General features: G+C 72.3%; 18 protein-coding genes. 15 read left to right on the forward strand and 3 right to left on the reverse strand.

Annotated elements, in window-relative coordinates; genetic code table 11:
- The first annotated feature begins 250 nt into the window (after positions 1-250).
- The 14 genes from ACLJPY_RS11505 to ACLJPY_RS11570 are packed head-to-tail and all read left to right on the forward strand — an operon-like array spanning position 251 to position 13,834.
- Positions 251-1,831, forward strand: a complete 1,581-nt coding sequence (locus ACLJPY_RS11505) for a DUF6801 domain-containing protein (RefSeq protein WP_410587998.1) — start codon at positions 251-253, stop codon at positions 1,829-1,831.
- A 5-nt stretch (positions 1,832-1,836) separates the two neighbouring features.
- A complete protein-coding gene (locus ACLJPY_RS11510; protein WP_410587999.1) occupies positions 1,837-2,568 on the forward strand; it encodes a hypothetical protein in 732 nt (243 codons plus the stop codon).
- The gene (locus ACLJPY_RS11515) at positions 2,565-3,350 is read left to right on the forward strand and encodes an MlaE family ABC transporter permease (protein ID WP_410588000.1); all 786 of its coding nucleotides are present in this window, start codon (positions 2,565-2,567) and stop codon (positions 3,348-3,350) included. The genes ACLJPY_RS11510 and ACLJPY_RS11515 overlap by 4 nt, the downstream gene beginning before the upstream one ends.
- On the forward strand, positions 3,351-4,166 hold the full coding sequence (locus tag ACLJPY_RS11520; RefSeq protein WP_410588001.1) for an MlaE family ABC transporter permease: 816 nt from the start codon (positions 3,351-3,353) through the stop codon (positions 4,164-4,166). It abuts the gene before it with no gap.
- Entirely contained in the window at positions 4,163-5,353 is a 1,191-nt protein-coding gene (locus tag ACLJPY_RS11525) for an MCE family protein (RefSeq protein ID WP_410588002.1), read from the forward strand. The genes ACLJPY_RS11520 and ACLJPY_RS11525 overlap by 4 nt, the downstream gene beginning before the upstream one ends.
- Complete coding sequence (locus ACLJPY_RS11530; protein ID WP_410588003.1) at positions 5,350-6,366, forward strand: MCE family protein; 1,017 nt, start codon at positions 5,350-5,352, stop codon at positions 6,364-6,366. Before ACLJPY_RS11525 ends, ACLJPY_RS11530 begins: the two co-directional genes overlap by 4 nt.
- The gene (locus ACLJPY_RS11535) at positions 6,363-7,358 is read left to right on the forward strand and encodes an MCE family protein (protein ID WP_410588004.1); all 996 of its coding nucleotides are present in this window, start codon (positions 6,363-6,365) and stop codon (positions 7,356-7,358) included. Before ACLJPY_RS11530 ends, ACLJPY_RS11535 begins: the two co-directional genes overlap by 4 nt.
- Positions 7,358-8,356, forward strand: coding sequence for an MCE family protein (locus tag ACLJPY_RS11540; protein ID WP_410588005.1), 999 nt, complete (start codon positions 7,358-7,360; stop codon positions 8,354-8,356). Before ACLJPY_RS11535 ends, ACLJPY_RS11540 begins: the two co-directional genes overlap by 1 nt.
- Positions 8,353-9,324 (forward strand): MCE family protein, encoded by a 972-nt coding sequence (locus tag ACLJPY_RS11545; RefSeq protein ID WP_410588006.1) that lies wholly within the window; start codon positions 8,353-8,355, stop codon positions 9,322-9,324. The genes ACLJPY_RS11540 and ACLJPY_RS11545 overlap by 4 nt, the downstream gene beginning before the upstream one ends.
- Positions 9,324-10,430: an MlaD family protein gene (locus tag ACLJPY_RS11550; RefSeq protein ID WP_410588007.1), complete on the forward strand. Its 1,107-nt coding sequence runs from the start codon at positions 9,324-9,326 to the stop codon at positions 10,428-10,430. Before ACLJPY_RS11545 ends, ACLJPY_RS11550 begins: the two co-directional genes overlap by 1 nt.
- The gene (locus ACLJPY_RS11555) at positions 10,427-10,924 is read left to right on the forward strand and encodes a hypothetical protein (protein WP_410588008.1); all 498 of its coding nucleotides are present in this window, start codon (positions 10,427-10,429) and stop codon (positions 10,922-10,924) included. Before ACLJPY_RS11550 ends, ACLJPY_RS11555 begins: the two co-directional genes overlap by 4 nt.
- Positions 10,921-11,520, forward strand: a complete 600-nt coding sequence (locus ACLJPY_RS11560) for a hypothetical protein (protein WP_410588009.1) — start codon at positions 10,921-10,923, stop codon at positions 11,518-11,520. The genes ACLJPY_RS11555 and ACLJPY_RS11560 overlap by 4 nt, the downstream gene beginning before the upstream one ends.
- Before the next feature lie 17 nt (positions 11,521-11,537).
- On the forward strand, positions 11,538-12,713 hold the full coding sequence (locus ACLJPY_RS11565) for an AMP-binding protein (protein ID WP_410588010.1): 1,176 nt from the start codon (positions 11,538-11,540) through the stop codon (positions 12,711-12,713).
- Positions 12,710-13,834 (forward strand): KR domain-containing protein, encoded by a 1,125-nt coding sequence (locus ACLJPY_RS11570; protein WP_410588011.1) that lies wholly within the window; start codon positions 12,710-12,712, stop codon positions 13,832-13,834. The genes ACLJPY_RS11565 and ACLJPY_RS11570 overlap by 4 nt, the downstream gene beginning before the upstream one ends.
- Before the next feature lie 129 nt (positions 13,835-13,963).
- Here ACLJPY_RS11570 and ACLJPY_RS11575 read toward each other — a convergent pair whose 3' ends face one another.
- The 3 genes from ACLJPY_RS11575 to ACLJPY_RS11585 form a co-directional block, all read right to left on the reverse strand.
- Complete coding sequence (locus tag ACLJPY_RS11575; protein WP_410588012.1) at positions 13,964-15,157, reverse strand: PucR family transcriptional regulator; 1,194 nt, start codon at positions 15,155-15,157, stop codon at positions 13,964-13,966.
- Positions 15,158-15,181: 24 nt separating this feature from the next.
- Positions 15,182-16,537: a helix-turn-helix domain-containing protein gene (locus tag ACLJPY_RS11580; RefSeq protein WP_410588013.1), complete on the reverse strand. Its 1,356-nt coding sequence runs from the start codon at positions 16,535-16,537 to the stop codon at positions 15,182-15,184.
- A gap of 917 nt (positions 16,538-17,454) precedes the next feature.
- Entirely contained in the window at positions 17,455-18,654 is a 1,200-nt protein-coding gene (locus ACLJPY_RS11585) for a helix-turn-helix domain-containing protein (protein WP_410588014.1), read from the reverse strand.
- A 180-nt stretch (positions 18,655-18,834) separates the two neighbouring features.
- On the opposite strand from ACLJPY_RS11585, the gene ACLJPY_RS11590 reads away from it, so the two are divergent.
- Positions 18,835-20,031, forward strand: a complete 1,197-nt coding sequence (locus ACLJPY_RS11590; protein WP_410588015.1) for a helix-turn-helix domain-containing protein — start codon at positions 18,835-18,837, stop codon at positions 20,029-20,031.
- Positions 20,032-20,109: the final 78 nt, after the last annotated feature.

A 20,109-nucleotide genomic window follows, 5' to 3' on the forward strand; every position in this document is an offset into this window, starting at 1 on the left:
CCGCTCCTTTCCTGACCCGGGGAAAGATATCGGGACCGGGCCCTGCTGATCAAGAAGAGCGCCGTCGCCCGCCGCGGGTGTGACAATTTCCCGGTAATCGGTTAGCACGCGCGTGATAAGGCCTGACCTGCGTGACTCTTCCTGATCGAGGCGGTCTCCTGCGCGTGACAAAGAATTTCGAGTGGCTTGTTCCCCCGGAAACACGGAGGTAGCTTTGCCGAAATTCCCCCATTTCCCGAGGTGACGACCCGTGAAGTTTTCGTGGAAGTCGAGAAAGCCCGCCTTCGGCCTGGCGGCCGTGACCGCAGTGGGGCTCGCGGCGGCCGTCGCGCTCGTCGGCGCGGGCCCGAGCCAGGCCGCGCCGGTGAGCCTGACGCTGAATTACAACTGCCCGTTCCCGCTGATCGGCGACCAGGTGCTGGCGGTGAAGATCGACACGAACCTGCCCGACAACGCCGTCGCGGGCGCCTCCTCGACGCCGATCACCTTCGACGTCGACGTCACCGTGCCGGAGACCGCCACCGAGGGCCTCGCCCTGGTCGGCGCCACCTCGCTGGACGGCTCGGCGAAGGCCGCGGCCGTGCTGAAGTACCCGGTCGACAAGACGCTGAACCTGAACCTGCCGCTGACGATCGCGTCGACGCCGGTGCCGCCCTCGGGCGCGTTCCACGTCAAGAGCAGCGGCAAGGCCCCGGCTGTGACGTTCCCCAGCCCCGGCACGGCGTCGGTCACGGTCGGGAACTTCAGCACGACGATGACCCCGCGGACCGCGAACGGCCAGCCGACCGACCTCGGCACCTTCACCTCGGACTGCGTCGCCGTCCCGGGCCAGAACCAGCAGCTGGGCACGTTCGAGATCAAGCCGGCGGGCGGGACCACGACCCCGACCACCCCGACCGCGCCCACGACGCCGACGACTCCCACCACGGAACCGACCACGCCGACCACCGAGCCGACGACCCCGACGACTACGACGACGGAACCGACGACCCCGACCACGGAACCGACGACGCCCACGACGGAACCGACCACGCCCACCACACCGACGACCGAGCCGACCACGCCCACCACTGAGCCGACGACGCCGACGACGGAACCGACGACACCGACGACGGAACCGACGACTCCGACGACCGAGCCGACGACGCCGACCACGGAACCGACGACTCCGACGACCGAGCCGACGACCCCGACCACGGAACCGACCACGCCGACCACCGAGCCGACGACCCCAACGACGCCGACGACGCCGACGACCGAGCCCACGACCCCGACCACCGAGCCGACGACGCCGACGACCCAGCCGACGACCACCCCGCCGGGCAGCATCGACGTCAAGTACGCGCTGAAGGGCAAGTCGGAGCTCAAGCAGCTGCACGCCACGCTGCCCCTCGGCCCGGGCACGCTGAACGCGAAGCTCGACGCGGCCTCCGGCAAGTTCGGCGCCCAGCTCGCGCTGCCGAAGTCGGACGTCCGCTTCCGCGTCTTCGGCTTCATCCCGGCGTCGGCGACGGTCAAGCTGGCCCAGGTCGGCGCGATCAACGGCACGCTCACCGCGGGCGCGGTCAAGGCGAACGCCGAAATCGACGTCCAGCTGACCAAGGTCCGCCTGTTCGGCTTCCCGATCCTGTCGTCGAACTCCTGCCACACGGTCAAGCCCGCGGACGTGCCGCTGACCTCGGCGCCCGGGTTCGACCCGCTCAAGGGCGGCCAGCTCACCGCGACCTACGGGATCCCGCAGTTCACCGGCTGCGGCTTCCTGACCGGCCTGATCACCGGCCTCACCTCCGGCCCCGGCAACAAGCTGGACGTGACCCTCACCAAGAAGTGAACTCCATGATGCTGACCCGATTTGCACTGCCGCTCGTGCTGGCAGTGGCCGCGTTCTCGCTCGGCGCCGCGCAAGCGGCGCCGGGCGGGGACGCCCCGGCCGCGAACGCACCCGCCGCGGCCACCCGGATCCCCTTCGGCTTCACCCTCGGGGACGCGCAGCAGCCGACCACGAGCCACGTGGCCAAGCTCGGGTCCGACATCGCCTTCCCGCCCGGCACCTTCGACGGCGCGCTGGGCGGTCTCACCAGCACCGTGCCGATCACCGGCAAGCTGGCCATCCCGCCCACGGACGGCTACTTCGTCGCCTTCCGGTTCATGGCCACCACCGGCCGGGTCGAGATCGTCCCGGACGGCGACGCCGCGGGCACGGCGACCGTCCACACGGGCAAGGACAAGGACTGCCAAGCCACGCAGACCAACATCTGCGCCGACACCGACGTGACCGCGAAGGTGTTCATCAAGCTCTCGGACGTCGAAGTGGACGGACGGCCGCTCGACGTCGGCGCGGACTGCCGGACGGCCCAGCCCGCGGCGGTCACCATCAAGGCCCTGGTCCCGATTTCGCTGCCCGCTCCGCCGGTCAAGGTGACGTCCACCTTCACCACGCCGCCGTTCGCCGGGTGCGTCGGGCACGAGGACGTCAGCCGGTTGCTCACCGGCCTGGTTTCCGGTCCGGGCAACACCTTCGTCTCGAACCTCACGTTGCGCTGCTTCAGCACCGGGTGCAAGGCATGACGATCCAGGTGCAGCAGCGAGCGGCGAACGGCCTGCGCGAGTTCGGCCGGATGTGCGCGATGGGCCTCGACGTCCTGCTCGCCATGCTCCGCCGCCCGTACCAGGTGCGCGAGTTCGTCCAGCAGTTCTGGTTCATCGCCAGCGTGTCCATCACGCCGGCGATCCTGGTCTCGATCCCGTTCGGCGCGGTCATCTCGCTGCAGCTCGGCTCGCTCACCAGCCAGATCGGCGCCCAGCAGTTCAACGGCGCGGCGAGCGTGCTGGCCGTCGTGCAGCAGGCGAGCCCGATCGTGACGACGCTGATCATCGCCGGCGCGGGCGGCAGCGCCATCTGCGCCGACCTCGGCGCGCGCAGCATCCGCGAGGAGATCGCCGCGATGGAGGTGCTCGGCGTCTCGCCGATCCACCGGCTGGTCGTGCCGCGCGTGCAGGCCGCCGTCGGGGTGTCCGTGCTGCTCAACGGCCTGGTCAGCGTGGTCGGCGTGCTCGGCGGGTACTTCTTCAACGTCATCGTGCAGGGCGGCACGCCGGGCGCCTACCTGGCCAGCTTCAACGCCCTCGCGCAGCTGCCCGACCTCGTCGTCAGCTCGATCAAGGCCGTCATCTTCGGCTACCTCGCCGGGGTCGTGGCGGCCTACCGCGGCCTGAACCCGAAGGGCGGCCCCAAGGGCGTCGGCGACGTCGTCAACCAGTCCGTCGTCATCACCTTCCTGCTGCTGTTCTTCGTCAACACCGTGCTGACCGCGCTGTACCTGCAGCTCGTCCCGGCGAAGGGAACCTGAGTGACCCTCCTCGGCAAACCCGGCGACCGGCTGTTCGACCTCGGCGACCAGCTGCTCTTCTACGTCCGCGCGCTCGCCGCCGTCCCCCTCGCCGTGACGCGCTACTTCCGCGAAGTCGTGCGGCTGCTGGCCGAAGTGACGTTCGGCAGCGGCGCGCTCGCGGTGATCGGCGGCACCATCGGCGTGATGGTCGGGCTGTGCGTGTTCACCGGCGTCACCGTAGGCTTGCAGGGCTTCAGCGCGCTGAACCAGATCAACATCTCGGCGATGACCGGCTTCCTGACCGCGTACTTCAACACGCGCGAGATCGCGCCGCTCGTCGCCGGACTCGCCCTTTCGTCCACTGTGGGCAGCGGGTTCACCGCGCAGCTGGGCGCGATGCGGATCTCCGAAGAGATCGACGCGCTGGAGGTGATGGCCGTGCGGAGCATGCCGTACCTGGTCACCACCCGGATCGTCGCGGGCTTCGTCGCGATCATCCCGCTGTACGTCGTCGGGCTGCTGATCTCCTACCTCGGTTCGCGGCTGACCACGGTCGTCTTCTTCGGACAGTCCGGCGGCACCTACGACCACTACTTCACGCTCTTCCTGCCGCCCGGCGACGTGCTGTGGTCGTTCGGCAAGGTGCTCGTCTTCAGCGTCGGCGTGATCCTGACGCACTGCTTCTACGGCTACCGCGCCAGCGGCGGGCCGGCCGGGGTCGGGGTCGCCGTGGGCCGGGCCGTGCGGACGTCGATCGTGCTGATCAGCGTGCTCGACCTGTTCCTGTCCCTGGCCATCTGGGGTGCGACGACCACGGTGAAGGTGTCCGGATGAGCCGCTTGCGCACGCAGCTCGCCGGGGTCGCGTTCCTCGGCGTGCTCGTCCTGCTCGGCTGGCTCGCGGTGGCCATCTACGACAAGGACTTCGACGACGCCGAGCTCGTGACGCTGCGCGCGGACCGCGTCGGCAACCAGCTCGCGCCGACCGCCGAGGTCAAGGTCAAGGGCGTCCCGTTCGGCGAGGTCCGGGCGGTGCGCAGCACCCGCACCGGTGCCGAGATCGACCTCGCGCTCGACCCGGAGAAGATCGGGCTGCTGCCCGGCAACGTCTCCGCGCGGCTGCTGCCGAAAACGGTGTTCGGCGAGCGGTACGTCGACCTCGTCCTGCCCGACAGTCCACACGGGACGCTACAGGCGGGTGACGTCATCGCCCAGGACCACTCCACCAACGCGATCGAGCTCGAACGCGTCCTCGGTGACCTGCTGCCGCTGCTGCGCGCGGTCCAGCCGCAGAAGCTCAACAGCTCGCTCGGTGCGATCTCCCAGGCCCTCGACAACCGCGGGAAACCGCTCGGCGACAGCATCGTCAAGCTGCAGGACCTGCTCGCCCAGGTCAACCCGCTGATGCCGCAGTTCAAGGCCGACGTCACCGGGCTGGCGAACGCGGCCGACGTCTACACCGGTGCCGCACCGGACATCCTGCAAGCGCTCTCGGATCTGTCGACGACCGCGAAGACCATCGTGGACACCCGGGCCGACCTCGGCAACCTCTACACGAGCGTCACGAGCGCCACCGGCCACCTGAACGAGTTCCTGCGGAGGAACAAGGACAACCTGATCGGCGTCTCGGCCGCGAGCCGGCCCACGCTGGAGCTGCTGTCGCGGTATTCGCCCGAGTTCCCGTGCCTGTTCGACGCGGTGAACCGGCTCAAGCCGCTGATGGAGCAGGCTCTCGGCAAGGGCACGAACGAGCCGGGCCTGCACGTGACGCTCACCGTGCAGGGCCCGCGCGAGAAGTACGTCCCCGGCCGCGACACCCCGCGGTTCGACGCCGTCGGCGGCCCGAAGTGCTACGGCGGCGGCGCGGCGGCAGCTTCCGATGGTGACTTGGGACCCGCGAACTCGGTGGGTGAGAGGCAGCTGGTCGCGGAACTGCTGCGGCCGACGCTGGGTGAGGTGCCGGACTGGAGCAGTGTCCTCATCGGACCGGCGCTGCGCGGGACGGAGGTGACCGTCCGATGAGGAGCGTCACCGGACCCGCCGTCAAGGGGCTGATCTTCTTCCTGGTCACCGCGGCGGCCACCGCCGTGCTGGCGATCACGATCGCCAACTCGAACGTCGGCACCACCATCGGGTACACGGCCCGGTTCACCGACGCGACCTCGGTCAACCCCGGTGACGAAGTCCGCATGGCCGGGGTCCGGATCGGCCAGGTCGACTCCGTGCGGGTGGTCGAGCACCGCCTCGCCGAAGTCGGGTTCTCCGTCGGCCGGACGCACCGGCTCACCGCGGCCGCCTCGGTCACCGTCCGCTACCGGAACCTGGTCGGCCAGCGGTACCTCTTGATCGACCCCGGCGCCACGGACACCTCGCCGACCCTGGCCGAAGGCGCGGAGATCCCGCTGGAGCGGACCAAACCGGCGCTCGACCTCACCGCGCTGTTCAACGGCTTCAAGCCGCTCTTCCAGGCGCTGTCGCCGAACGACGTCAACCAGCTGTCGTTCGAAATCATCCAGGTCCTGCAGGGGGAGGGCAGCACGATCGACAGCCTGCTGCGGCACACGGCGTCGCTGACCTCCACCCTCGCCGGGAAGGACGCCCTGATCGGGCAGGTCATCGGCAACCTCAACACCGTGCTCGACACGCTGAACGCCCAGGGCGACCAGTTCGACACGCTCGTCGACACGACCGCCCAGCTGGTCACCGGCCTCGCCGCGGACGCCAAGCCGATCGGGCAGGCCATCGGCGGCCTCGGCGAGCTGACCACCGCGACCGCCGGCCTGCTCGACCAGGGCCGTCAGCCGCTCAAGGACAGCATCACCGGCCTCGGCGACCTGTCGAAGAACCTGGCCGACAACACCCCGGTGTTCCAGCAGTTCGTCGACAACCTGCCGAAGAAGCTCGACCGGATCGGCACGCTGTTCTCCTACGGCTCGTGGGCGAACTTCTACCTCTGCGCGGTGCAGACGGATGCGAAACCAGCGCCCGGAGGATTGCCGCCGGGTATCCCTGTCACGGCTGCGAGGTGCCGGTGAAACCGTTCCGCAGCCGCAACCCGATCGCCGTCGGCGCGGTGACCGCCCTGGTCATGGCGCTGATCGGCACGGCGACCTTCTTCTCCGACGACCTGCCGCTCATCGGCGGCGGCACCACCTACCGCGCCGAGTTCCACGAGGCCGCCGGGCTCAAGCCGAACGACGAAGTCCGCGTCGCCGGGGTCAAGGTCGGCGAGGTCAGCGACGTTCGGCTGGCCGGCGACCACGTCGAAGTGCTGTTCCGGGTCCGCGACACCTGGGTCGGCAACCGGACCACGGCGGCGATCAAGATCAAGACGCTGCTCGGCCAGAAGAACCTGGTGCTGGACCCGGTCGGCAACGCCGAACTCGACCCCGCCCAGCCGATCCCGGCCGAGCGGACGAGCTCGCCCTACGACGTCACCGACGTCTTCAACGACCTGGCGAGCACGGTCGGCGCGATCGACACGAACCAGCTCGCGCAGGCGTTCCGCGTGCTGTCCGACACGCTCGGCGCGTCCGCACCCAGCGACGTCAAAACGGCGTTCACCGGCATCGCCGCCCTTTCGCAAACGCTGGCCTCGCGCGACGAGGAACTCGTCAAGCTGTTCCGGAACACCAACCAGGTCTCGAAGACGCTCGGCGAGCGGTCCGGCCAGATCCAGGCCCTGATCCGCGACGGCAACACGCTGCTCACCGAGCTGAACGCGCGCAAGGACGCCATCGCGAAGCTGTTCACCGGCATCAAGAACCTTTCGATCCAGCTGCGCGGGCTGGTCGCGGAGAACCAGAAGACGCTCGGCCCGGCGCTCGACCAGCTCGACCGCGTGGCCAGCGTGCTGCAGCAAAACCAGGGGAAGCTGGCGGACAGCCTGCGTCTGGCCGGCCCGTTCTACCGGCTGCTCGGCAACGCCGTCGGCAACGGCCGGTGGATCGACACCTACATCTGCGGCCTGATCCCCACCGGCACCACGCCGGGCAGCTGCCGGCCGCCGAAGAACGGGGGACGCTGATGGCCCACCAGCTGATCGACCTGGGTGCCCGGGCGCGACGGCGTAGCCGGCTGCGGGCGCTCACGCTCGGGGTCGTGCTCGCGCTCGTCGTCTCGGCCGCGTGGCCGGTGGTCACCGCGCCGGGGCAGCGGACGCTGACCGCGTACTTCGCCGCCGCCGTCGGCATCTACCCGAACTCCGACGTCCGCGTCCTCGGCGTCGCCGTCGGCTCGGTGTCCGAAGTGGAGCCGAACGGCACCGACGTCAAGGTGACCATGACGCTGAAGCCCGGCGTCCAGCTGCCCGCGGACGCCGGCGCCGTCGTCATCACGCCGAGCCTGGTGGCCGACCGGTACGTGCAGCTCACGCCGGTCTACCGCGGCGGGCCGCAGCTGCCCGACGGCGCGTCGATCCCGCGCGAGCGCACCGCGACCCCGGTCGAAGTCGACGACCTGCTGCACAGCCTCAACCAGCTGATGTCCGCGCTCGGGCCGCAGGGCGCCAACAAGGACGGCGCGGTCAGCGAGGTCCTGACGCGGTCGGCGGACTACCTGAACGGCACCGGGCAGACCATCGGGCAGTCGATCAAGAACCTCGGCGAGTTCGCCCGCGCCGCGAGCGACTCGAAGGACGACCTCTTCACCTCCTTCGACAACATCAGCAAGTTCACCGGGATGCTGGCGGCGAACGACGGCCAGGTGAAACAGGCCATCTCGCAGATCGCCTCCCTGAGCAAGGTGCTGGCCGGCCAGCGCGACCAGTTCTCCGGCGCCCTGACCGAGCTGACCCAGGCGCTGAGCGTCGTGCAGGGGTTCATCAAGGACAACCGCGGGAAGGTCCAGTCCGATGTGGACAAGCTGGCCGAGGTGACGAAGGTCCTCGTCGACCAGAAGAACTCGCTTTCCGAGGCGCTCGACGCGGCTCCGAACGCCCTGACGAACCTGCTGGGCGCCTACGACCAGGCCAACGGCACCATCGACGGCCGCGGCAACCTCCTCGAGTTCGCGGAGCCGAAGTGAAGCCCCCGGTGAAGCTCGCCGCGGTGCTGGCGCTGGCCCTGGTCACCACCGGCTGCGGCAGCGGCGTCAGCGTCTACGACATCCCGCTGCCCGGCGGTGCGGCGCTCGGCGACCACCCGATCCACGTCACCGCGAGCTTCACGAACGTGCTGGACCTGGTGCCGCAGTCCGGCGTCAAGGTCAACGACGTCCCGGTCGGCCAGGTCGTCAAGGTCGAACTGGCGCCCGACTCCCGCAGCGCGGTGGTCGACCTGCTGCTCAACGGCGACGTCGACCTGCCGGGCAACGCCGTCGCCCGGCTGCGGCAGGCCAGCATCCTCGGCGAGAAGTTCGTCGAACTCGCGGCCCCGGACGACGCGACGCCGTCGGGCCGGCTCCTCGACGGCGCCACCATCCCCCTGGACCGGTCGACTCTGACGCCCGAGATCGAGGAGGTCTTCGGTGCGCTGTCCCTGCTGCTCAACGGCGGTGGCGTCGCCCAGGTCCAGAACATCAGCCGCCAGCTCAACGACGCCCTCGGCGGGCACGAGACGGCCGCGCGCAGCCTGCTGTCCAGTTTGGACACCTTCGTGCGGGGGCTCGACGAGCACCGGGGCGAGATCACCCGGGCCATCGAGAGCGTCAACAAGCTCGCGGCCACGCTGAACGCGCACACCGACCGGATCACGACCACGCTCAACGGCCTCACGCCCGGCATCGGCGTCCTGAACCAGCAGCGGGAGGCGCTGGTCGGGATGCTGAAGTCCCTGGACGGGCTGACCTCCGTCGCCGTCGACACGGTGAACCGGAGCAAGGACGACCTGGTCGCCGACCTGCGCGCGCTGGCCCCGGTGCTGCGGCGGCTGGCCGACTCCGGCGACAAGCTGCCGAAGGCCATGGAGATGATCTTCACCTTCCCGTTCCCGGACGCCGCACTGGACACGATCCGCGGCGACTACCTCAACGGCTTCCTCAAGGCGGGCCACTGATGCTGACCCGGTTCGTGCGCGTGCAGGTGACGGCCTTCGTCGTCATCGCCGTGGTCGGCGTCGCCTACGTCGGGGCCACCTACGCCGGTCTGGACAAGGTGTTCTTCGACCGCGGCTACACCGTGACGGCGCAGTTCCCGACCGGCGGCGGCATCTTCACCAACGCCGAGGTCACCTACCGCGGGGTGCCGATCGGCCGCGTCGGCGAGCTGCGGCTGACGCCGGCCGGGATGGAAGCCGACCTCGAGATCGACTCCGGCACCGCACCCGTCCCGGCCGACACCGAAGCCGTCGTCGCCGACCGCTCGGCCGTCGGCGAGCAGTACGTCGACCTGCGGCCGCGCACCGACGGCGGGCCGGAGCTGCACGACGGCTCGGTGCTCACCCAGGCGGACACGAAGATCCCGCTGCCGGTCGACGTCGTCCTGTCGACAGTGGACTCGTTCGCGAACTCGGTGCCGAGGCCCGCGTTGCGCACGGTCGTCGACGAGCTGTACAACGCGACCTCGGACGCCGGCCCGGCGCTGGACCAGCTGATCGGCCGGGGCATCGAGTTCGTGCAGGCGGCGAGCGCGCACGTCGCGCCGCTGACCCGGTTCGTCACCGACGCGCACACCGTCCTCGACACGCAGGTGCAGCAGGCCGGCGCGATCCGTGACTTCGGCGTCAACGCGAAGCTGCTGGCTTCGACGCTCAAGCAGTCCGACGGCGACCTGCGCACGCTGATCCCGGCGGTGCCCGCGGCCGCGAACGAGGTCAGCGCGCTGATCCGCGACGCCGGGCCGGACCTGGGCGTGCTGCTGGCGAACCTGCTGACCACCGCGGACGTCCTGGAGACCCGCCGGGACGGCGTCCGCCAGCTGCTGGTCACCGCGCCGCAGGCGGTCGCCGCGGCCGGCGCGATCGTGCGGCCCGACGGCGTCCACATCGGACTTTCGCTGACCTTTTTCGACCCGCCGCCGTGCACCACCGGGTACCCGGCGCCGTACCGCGACGGACTCGACACGTCGGTCCGCCCGCTGAACACGGCCGCGCGCTGTGCGCTGCCGCCGGGCGACCCGACGAACGTGCGCGGCTCGCAGAACGCACCGGGAGGACGGCCGTGAGGGTACTGGCGTGGGTGGCGGCGGTCCTGGCGACCGTCGCGGCCGGGTGGTCCGGGTTCACCTGGTGGCAGGCGGCGCACGACGACGGCGTCGCGCGCGCGGTCGTCCGGGAGGAAGCTCTGCAGGCGGGCCGGACGGCGGTCGCCGGACTGACCACTTTGGACTACCGGCAGGCGGCGCCCGGGTACCAGCGCTGGCTGGACCTCTCCGGCGGCGCGCTCCACGACGAGCTGGCGGCCGACCGGCCGGGCGGTCTCGACCGGATCGCCCAGGCGAAGACCGTCACCGCCGGGAAGGTCACCGACGCGGCGGTGACCGAAGTGGACACCGGCGCGGGGACGGCGAAGCTGATCGCCTCGGTCGAGCTCGTCGTCACGCCGGACGGCGGCGACGCCGTGACCAAACGCAACCGGTTCCAGGCCGAGCTGACCCGCGGGCCGGACGGCTGGCACGTCACCGGCCTCGGCCAGGTTCCCGTCGGGGAGGCACCGTGAAGACAGCGACGAAGAAGCGCCCGGTCAAGGTCGCCGGCCGTCACCACGACGACGTCCCGGCCGACTCCACCGAGCCGGAACTCGCGCCCGTGGCCCGGCCACGGCGCCGGGCGACGGCGGTGCTCGCGGTGGTGGCCGTGCTGATGGCCGGGCTCGCGGTGTGGTGCACGCTCGAAGCGCGCGCCACGAACGCCGTCGTGGCGCACAACAGCGCGCTGTCCGACGTCGCCGGCACCGCGGACGCCGCCAAGCAGATCGGCGCCGCGCTCGGCACGGTGTTCTCCTACCGCTACGACGATCCGGCCAAGAGCGAACAGGCGGCGAAGGACGTCCTGACCGGACCGGCGCTCGCGCAGTACGAGCAGCTCTTCGGCCAGGTCCGCAAGCTGGCCGCCGAGCAGCGGCTCGTGGTCACCTCCACCGCCGTCGTGTCCGGCGTGAAGCTCCTGGACGGCGACCGGGCGGCGCTGCTGGTGTTCCTCGACCAGACCGGCACGCGGGGCGACGGGCAGCGCAGCACCGGTGCCGCCCAGCTGAGCGTCACGGCGGAGCGCGTCGCCGGGAAGTGGCGCGTCACCGGGATGTCCGCGGCCTGAGGATGCGCGAGGAACCCATGACCCTCTCCGAGCTGCTGGCCCACCGCGCCGCGGTGGCGGGCGGCGAGACGGCGTTGACCTGGCCTGCCGCCACCTTGACCTGGGGTGAGCTGGACCGCCGCGTCTCCGCCGCCGCCGCGGCCCTGCGCCGGGTCGCCGAGCCGGGGCAGCGGGCGGCGATCCTCGTCCCGCCGTCGCCCGACCACGTCGTCGCGTTCCTCGGGGCGTTGCGCGCCGGGCTGGTCGCGATCCCGGTGGGTCCGGCCGGCCGGGCCCGGGTGCTCGCCGACGCCGAGCCGTCGGTCGTGCTGGCGACCACCGCTTCGGTGCGCGCGACCCGGCACTTCCTCTCTGCGCTGGACACCTGCGGGCACCGGGTGCTGGCGGTGGACGCCGTGCCGGATGCTCCCGGTTTCACCGCAGATCCGGTCACCCCGGAGGACGTCGCCTACCTGCAGTACCCGGGCGGGGTGATGGTCACGCACGCGAACGTCGTGGCCAACGCGCGGCAGGCGGCTCAGGTGCTGGGTCCGGCCGCCGTGGTGAGCTTGCCGCCGAGCGACCCGCTGGGGCTGGTGCTCGGGGTGGCGGTGCCGATCGTCACCGGCCGGCCCGTGGTGCACGACGAGTCCGCTCCCGGGCCGCTGCCGGGGTGTTACGTCGTCCCCGAAGCGACCGCGCTGGTCGCGTGTGGTCACCCGGCCGGGCAGGAGGTCGCGATCGTCGACCGCGGCGGACGGCGGGTGCCCGCAGGCGATCCGGGCGAAATCTGGGTGAGCGGACCGAACGTCGCCCGCGGCTACTGGCGGCGGCCCGAGGAGTCCGCGCGCGTCTTCTGCGCCCGGATCACCGGCGACGACGAACCGCGGTGGTGGCTGCGGACCGGTGACCAGGGCTTCCTCGACCCCGCGGGCGAGCTGTGCGTCACCGGCCGGGACCTCGTCGGCGGGTACCGCCAGGAGGACCTCGAAGCGACGGCCGAGGGAGCGCACCCGGCGATCCGGCCGCACGCGTCCTCGGTGTTCGCCGTCCGCGGTGACCAGGCCGTGGTCGTGCTCGAGCTGGCCGACGGCGTCGTCCCGCCGCGCGGCGAGGTCGAACGGGCGGTGCGGCACGCGGTGTCGACGCGCCACGGGCTGACGCTGCGCAGGGTCGTCGTGCTGCAGTCCTCCGCCGGGGACGAGCTGTGGTGACCGGGCCGGTGGGGCGGGCGCTGTCGCCGGGCGTCCCGTTCGCCACTTCGTCGTTCGAGGTGACCTGGCCCGAAGTGCCGTTGCCGCCGGTCGTGCCGGACGGGCCGGGCGCCTGGCTGCTGCTCACCGACGAGCACCCGGCGGCGCTCGGCCGGGCGGTCGCGCTGGCCTTGGCGCTCGCGGCGGCGGGGGACGACGCGCTGTCGCTGCCGCGCGACGACCTCGGCGAGCTGCCCGCGTTCCTGGCCGAACGGCCGGTGCGCGGGGTCGTCTACCTCACCGGGTCGCCGTACGCCTACCGCGACCCGGAGGCCGCGCAGGAGCTGCTGCTTTCGGTGCTGTCGGTGGTCGCGCACCTGGGTTTCGGCGTCCGGTTCCACCTGGTCACGCAGGCGGGCGGCGAGCCGGGGCTGGTGTTCCTGCGCGGCCTGGTGCGGGTGCTCGCGGTCGAGCGCCCGCAGCTGCGGGCGAGCATGGTCGACTTCGACGCGCGGTCCGATGTGGACGTCCTGGTGCGCGAGCTGCGGTCGGACGCGCCGGACGACGAAGTCCGCTGGCGGCACGACGTCCGGTACGCGGCGCGGCTGACCCGCGCGCCGCTCGCCGCCGACGTGCCGACCGGGCCGGGCGCGTACGTGGTCACCGGCGGCCTGGGGCCGGCGGCCGCGCGGTGGCTGGCCGGCACCGGCGCCACCCGGGTCGTCCTTTGTGGACCGGGTGCCGGCGCACCCGGCGCGGTGGTGGTCCCGGGCGACATCGCCGAGCCCGGCGTCGCGGAGCGCCTGGTCGCGACGGCCACGGCCGACGGCCTGCCGTTGCGCGGGATCGTGCACGCGGCGGGCGTGCTCGCCGACGACCCGTCGTCCGGCTGGCGCCCCCGCGTCCTGGGCGCCCGCCGCCTCCACGAGGCCACGGCGGACTGCCCACCGGAGTGGTGGCTGCTGTGCTCCTCGGCGACGGCGTTGTTCGGCGCCCCGGGCGGCACCTCCCGCGCCACGGCGGACGCCTGGCTGGAGGCGTTCGCCGCCTGGCGCCGCTCCCGCGGCCTCCCCGCCACGATCGTCCAGCTCGGCCCACCCCACCTCCCCGACCTCCCCCGCCCCTACTTCTCCACCCTCTGACCGGTCGGCCGGCGTACCCAGACGGTCGGCTGGCGTACGTGGAGGGTCGGCTCGCCATCCGACCCTCCAGGTACGCGAACCGACCCTCCAGGTACGCGAACCGACCGTCCGGGTACGTGAACCGACCGCTCAGGGGAGGGTGGCGCGGAGGGCGAGGATCATCTCGAAGCGGTCGTCCGGGTTGCGGAGGTGGTCCGCGAACAGGGTTTCCAGCTCCTGCGCGCGGGCGCGGACCGTCTGGGGGTGGATCGCGAGGCGGTCGGCGACCTCGCGGACGTTGCCGCACGTCTCCAGCCAGGCCAGCAGCGTGGGGGCCAGCCGGTTGTACTGCTTCGGGGTCAACGCCGTCAGCGGGGCCAGGCGGCGGCGGGACACCTCCGTCGCGAGGAACGGCTCCTTGCGCAGCCACAGCGTCGCGAGGTGGTCCTCGCACCACGTCAGCGGCTCGTCCGGCAGGACGTCGCCCACGAGCCGCAGGGCCTCCTGGGCCGACGCCAGCGACCGGGCCGCCTGGCGCGGCGGGACCGGCGGCCCCACCGCCGCGCGGTGGCCGGCCAGGGCCGTCGTCAGCGCGCACCGGTCCTCGGGTGCGGGCAACAGCAGCCGCGGGGTCCCGTCTTCGAAGTCCTCCAGCGCGCCCAGCCCGGTGACGTCGGCGGGCCCGTCGAGCGCCACCGCGACGAGCCGGTGCGGCAACGGCCAGTCCGCCGCCGTCGCGGCCTCCTGGACCGTCCGCGACGGCGACGGCGGGTCCGCCAGCAGCAGGTCCAGCAGCCGGCGCCGGCGCCGCTCCAGCGCGCCCGCCGCCCGCGCCTGCGCCGCCGCGTGGCCTTCGATCGACAACGCCGACAGCTCGTCGATGTAGGCGAAGATCGCTTCGGCGAGCAGGCACAGCGTCGCCGACGGCACGCCGGCCCGCGTCCCGGCCTCCGCCATCCGCCGCCAGGTCACCCGCGCGCCGACCCGGTAGGCGGCCTGCAGGACGTCGAGGTTGCGGCCCTGCGCGAGCTCGTGCACGCCGAGCCCGACGAACACCTTGCGCCGCTCGTCCGGCACCGGCCCCGACGCGGCGATCCGGTCGATGAACTGCAGGATCGCCGCTTGGACGCCGGCCCGCAGCGCCTTGCCGAACGCGCCGTCGAGCGGCCGAGCGTAGTCCGGGATGGTCCGCTGGATCTCGCGCAGCACTTCGTCGGCGACGTCGAGCAGCCGGGGCCGGAACACCGCGGCCAGCTCGCGGGGGAGCATGGCCCACAGCTGTCCCGGCCTGCCGTTGCCGCTCAGCATCGGCCCGAAGGCCGTTTCGACGGGCGATCCCGTCATGGCTCACCTCGTCGTCGAAGGGAGTCAGGAACCGAGCAGGGCCTCCGCACGCAGGGCGATCTCCATGTCGAGCCGGTCGTCGGCGTTGTCGAGCCGGTCGCCGAAGAGGTCGATGAGCTGGTGCATGCGGTAGCGGACGGTCTGCGGGTGCACCTTCAGCCGCTTCGCGATTTCGGGTGCGCTGCCGCGGGACTGCAGCCAGATCAGCAGCGTCTCGCCGAGCCGCGCCCGCTGCTTCGGCGTGAGGTCCTCGAACGGCTGCAGGCTGCGCGCGCAGAGTTCGCGGACGAGGAACTCGTCGGCGAGCAGCCAGAGCGTGGACAGGTGGTCGGTGCAGCGCGTCACCGGCGCGTCCGGGAGCACGCCGCGCTGGAGCAGCTTGAGCGTGCGGCGAGCCCACAGCAGCGAGCGCGGCGCGTCGGTGAGCCGGACGGTCGGGCCGATCACCGCCCGCCAGCCGGGCAGCCGCTCGGCGAGGTTCTTCAGGTGCCGCTCCGGATCGCCGGTGACCAGGCACGGCTCGCTGCCCTCGAGGTCGACGAGGACGTCGGCGTGCAGGTCCGGTGCCGCCAGGCTGTGCTGGTCGGCGCGCGGTTCGAGGGCGACGACGGTGACCTCCGCCGGCAGGGGCCACTGCGCCGTGGCGGCCTGCGCGGTGATGGTCTGCGGCGCGGACGGCGGATCGGCGAGCAGCAGCTCCAGCAGCCGTCTGCGGCGGCGGGCGCGGGTGCCCGCGGCGCGCGTCTGCGCCGCTGTGTAGCCCTCGATCGAGAGCGCGGAGATCTCGTCGACGTAAGCGAAGATGGCTTCGGCGCTCGTGCACAGCGTGTCCGCGGAGACGCCGGTGGCCTGCCCGAACTCGCTGATGTGCCGCCAGGCCACCCGCCCGCCGACCCGGTAGGCGGTCTGCAGGCAGTCGAGGCTGCGGCCCTCGTTGAACTCGATCTTGCCGAGGTTGCGGAACACGGTCGTCCACGTCTCGAGCGGCACGGCACCCGGGGTGCCGACACTGTCGAGGCACTGGATGATCGACTGCCGCACACCCTGCGTGATGATGTGCCCGAACGCGCCCTCCAGCGGCTGCCGGTACTCGGGCACCGCCCGCTGCACCTCCTGCAGGATGGCGCGGGCGAGCGGGTCGACCCGCGGCTTGAAGCGGATCGCCAGCTCGCGGGGCAGCGACGCCCACAGCCCGATCGCGCCGGAAGCGCGGCCGTGCCGGGGATCCGCCGGGGTGCGCGGGGCGGGTGGGTAGGCGGCCCGGGGCCGGTCGGCCGACACGGACTGCTGCCGGTAGGCCGGTCCGGGAGTGCGCTCGCCGGGGTTCGGCCGGCCGGCCCGCAGGGCGGGGGCGGCGAACCCGGTGTCCACGTCGGTCATGTGTTTTATCCTTGCTGGCAACAAAATCGGCCTCGTCGGCGGAAGCGCCGATCCGGTTTTTGTGGCTCAGGCAACATAATTTCGTGTGAACGGCACTGTCAACGGGTTCTCCGCTGACTTTGCGGTAACCCGTCCGGACTACACCCGAACGGGTGGAACACCGTGAGAGGACGTGACACTTCCGGCGCGGGCGACTGGTGCGCGCGTGACAACTTTTCCGGCGGGGGGCTCGACGGCTCAGGCTCGTGCCGAGGTGGACCGTGCGGAAAGTGTTTCACGTTTTCCGGTGCCGTCAAGTGGCTGTCCGGCCGGTGCCCGACCGCCTGGCCGCCGCAGCCGGCGGTGCACGTGCAGCCACCGCGGAGAATCACGGACGGGCGTGACAATGGGGATTGCGGAAAAGCGGCGGCGCGTGCGGGTTTTTGCGGCGTCACCGGGAATGCGTATCGACATTCCGCCGGTATCCGGTAATGCTCGCAGGTATGGTCGCAATGACGCACCGGGCGCGCTGATGTCCTGCCGCGCGAGTTTCCATTTCGTTCACGCCGGCCCGGCGCCGGGGCTGCCGCGCCGGTGGCCGGGACGCCGTCCGTGGCGGCGGGTGCTGCCGCTGCCGGTACGCGCGCTGGACCGCGCGGCCGGCGCGGCCCACGGCTTGGACGTGCGTACGTTGAGAGGTGCTGTGCGCCCGGCGGCGCAGGCGGGCTGAGCTGGGACTCACTCCCGGGTGGACCCGCCCGCCGGCTCCGGGCGCTCATCAGCCTTCGTTGCGAGTGGCCGGGCAGGAGCGCCCCAATGTGGCCTTCGGTGCGTCAGACGCACCCAAGGCCGCCTTGGGGCGTATGTGTTCGACCGACCGGCAGGAGCCGCGCAGTGACGCATCCGCCCTGGTCAACCCGCCGGAGTCACGCCGGGCGTCAGTTCTCCGGTGGCCGGTGTGCGCGCATCAGGCGTTGCGCGCGCAAGGCCAGCTGCATGCCCAAGCGGTCGTCGGCGTCCTTGAGGCGGTCGCCGAACAGCTCCTCCAGCTGGCGCAGGCGGTTGCGGACCGTCTGCGGGTGGACGCCCAGCCGGTGGGCGATCTCCGGTGCGCCGCCACGGGTTTCCAGCCAGGCCAGGAGGGTTTCGCTCAGCCGGTCGCGCTGCTTCTCGCTCAGTGAGGTGAACGGGTCCAGGCTCTGCCGGGCCAGCTCGGCCGCCAGGAAGTCCTCCGCCAGCAGCCAGAGCGTCGCCAGGTGGTCGCGGCACCAGATGATCGGGCCCGGCACGTCCGGGCCGGACAGCAGCAGCGCCCGCCGGGCCGTGCGCAGGGCCGCCGGGGCGTCGGCCAGCGGGACCGTCGGGGACACCGCCGCGCGCCAGCCGTCGAGCTTGGCCGAAAGCGGGGCCAGGTCGGCGTCCGGGTCGCGGGTCAGCAGGTACGGCTCGGGGCCCTCGAGGTCGGCCAGGACGCCGTCGCCGAGCAGGTCGGCGGGGAAGTCCGCCGCGTCGGGACCACGTTCGAGGGCCACCATCGCCGCCGTCTCCGGCAACGGCCAGCCCGCGCCGCCCGCCAGGCCCGCGATGCTGCTCGCGGCGCCCTCCGGCGCGCCGGCGATCAGCTCCAGCAGCCGCCTCCGCCGGACCGGGACAGCGCCCTCGGCCTCGGCCTGCGCCTGCTGGTAGCCCTCGATCGCGGTGGCGCACAGCTCGTCGACGTAGGCGAAGATGGCCTCCGCGGCAACCGAGATGACGGCCGGGTCGACGCCGGCCGCGACGACCGCCGGGTGCATCGCCCGCCAGGCCACCCGTGCCCCGATCGTGGCGGTGTCCTGCAGCGCGTCGAGGTTGCGGCCTTCGGCGAACTCGGCCCGCCCGCGGCCGCGGTAGAACTCGACCCAGTGCCCGTGCGACCGCTCCGGCTCGCCCATGGAATCGATGCAGTGCTGCACCGCGAACTCGACGCTCTTCACCAGCACCTTGCCGAACACGCCCTTGAGCGGCTGGCCGTAGGCCGGCACCGTGCGCTGCACCTCCTGGATCATCGACGCCGCCGCGTGCCCGATGTGCGGGCGCAGGCCCGCGCCCAGCGCGCGCGGCAGCGAAGCCAGCAGGCGAAAGCTGCGGTACTCGACCACGAATCCCCCTTCGGGTGCAGTGCGCGCCGAGCGTAACCGACGCCGATGTCACTGAAAAATCAACGACCGGTTCCCGGAAAGGGTGACGCCGACACGTCCTTTTGACACGGACGGGTGCGCGTTCTACGCTCCGTGTCAGTATTTTCGAGGTGTCAATTCTCAGCGGAGGACGGAATTCCCATGCGCGGTTCCGCTGCCTCGGACAGTTCCGTCTGGTCCCGGTTGCCGCGCGAGCTCGGGGACGCGGTGCGCCCGCGGATCCCGGAGATCGCCCGGGCCTGCATCGACGCGATCGCCGCCGAAATTCCGGATTATTCCGCGAGTTTCCGCGACGGCCCGGCCCGCGCCACCGCGATCGAGCTGGCGCGGCGCGGGATCGAGCGGGACGTCGACCGCGTCGGAACGCCCGCGCTGTGGCAGGCCGACCGGCTGGCCGAGTTCCGCGGCCACGGGCGCGACGCGTTCCACAGTGGCCTCAGCCGCGAAGCCGTGCAGGCGGCCGTGCGCGTGTCGAGCCGCGTCACCTGGCGGTGGATCGCCGACACAGCACGGGAAGCCGGCCTCTCCGGTGACGTCCTCTACGGCGCCGCCGAAGGCATGTTCGCGGACGTCGAGACGTCGATGGCGGCCGTCGCGGAAGGGTACAGCGCCGCGGAGGCCGCGGTGTCGGGCACCGGCGAACGGCACCGTCGCCTGCTGCGCGCGCTGCTGGGCGGCCGCACACCAGCCGAAGTGGACGGTCTGCTCGCCGCGTCCGGGCTGCCGGTGCCCGAGCGCGTCGCGGCGGTGGCGTTCCGCGCGCTGCCGGGTGCACCGGAGTTCCCGCCCGGCCTGCTGCCGGAGCACGTCCCCGCGGACCCCGCGGGCGACCCGCCGGCGGCGCTGACCCCGGCCCCGGACGTCGACCTGATCGGCCTGACGAGCCTGCCCCCGGGCTGGACGGCGGCGGTCGGGCCGCTGGTCCCGCCGGCCGAGGCGCCGGAGTCGTTCCGGGTCGCGCGCCGGGCGGCCGACCTGGCCGCCCGCGGCCTCCTCGACGTGCCGGGCCCGGTGATCTGGTGCCGCGACCACGTGACGACGTTGCTGCTGCTCGCGGACGAGTTCCTGGTCGGCCAGCTGGCGTCGACGACGCTGGAGCCGTTGGCGGGGCTGTCCGGGCGCCGCCGCGAGCAGCTGGCGGAGACGTTGCTGGCGCTGGTCCGGACCCGCGGGAGCGCGCCCGAGCTCGGCCGCCTGCTCGACCTGCACCCGCAGACGATCCGGGCGCGGCTCAAGAAGCTCGGGGAGCTGTTCGGGGAGAAGCTGGACGACCCGGGCGAGCGGTTGCGGCTGGAGCTGGCGCTGCTGGCGGAACGGGCGCTGCCGGACCGCGCCTGAGGCCGCGCCGGCGTTGCGGTCGCGGCCCGGCCCGGTGGACCGATCCGCGGTGTCCCGATTGGCCCGGGGCAGGCGCCC

This window comes from Amycolatopsis sp. lyj-23, assembly GCF_046549135.1.
GTDB lineage: Bacteria > Actinomycetota > Actinomycetes > Mycobacteriales > Pseudonocardiaceae > Amycolatopsis.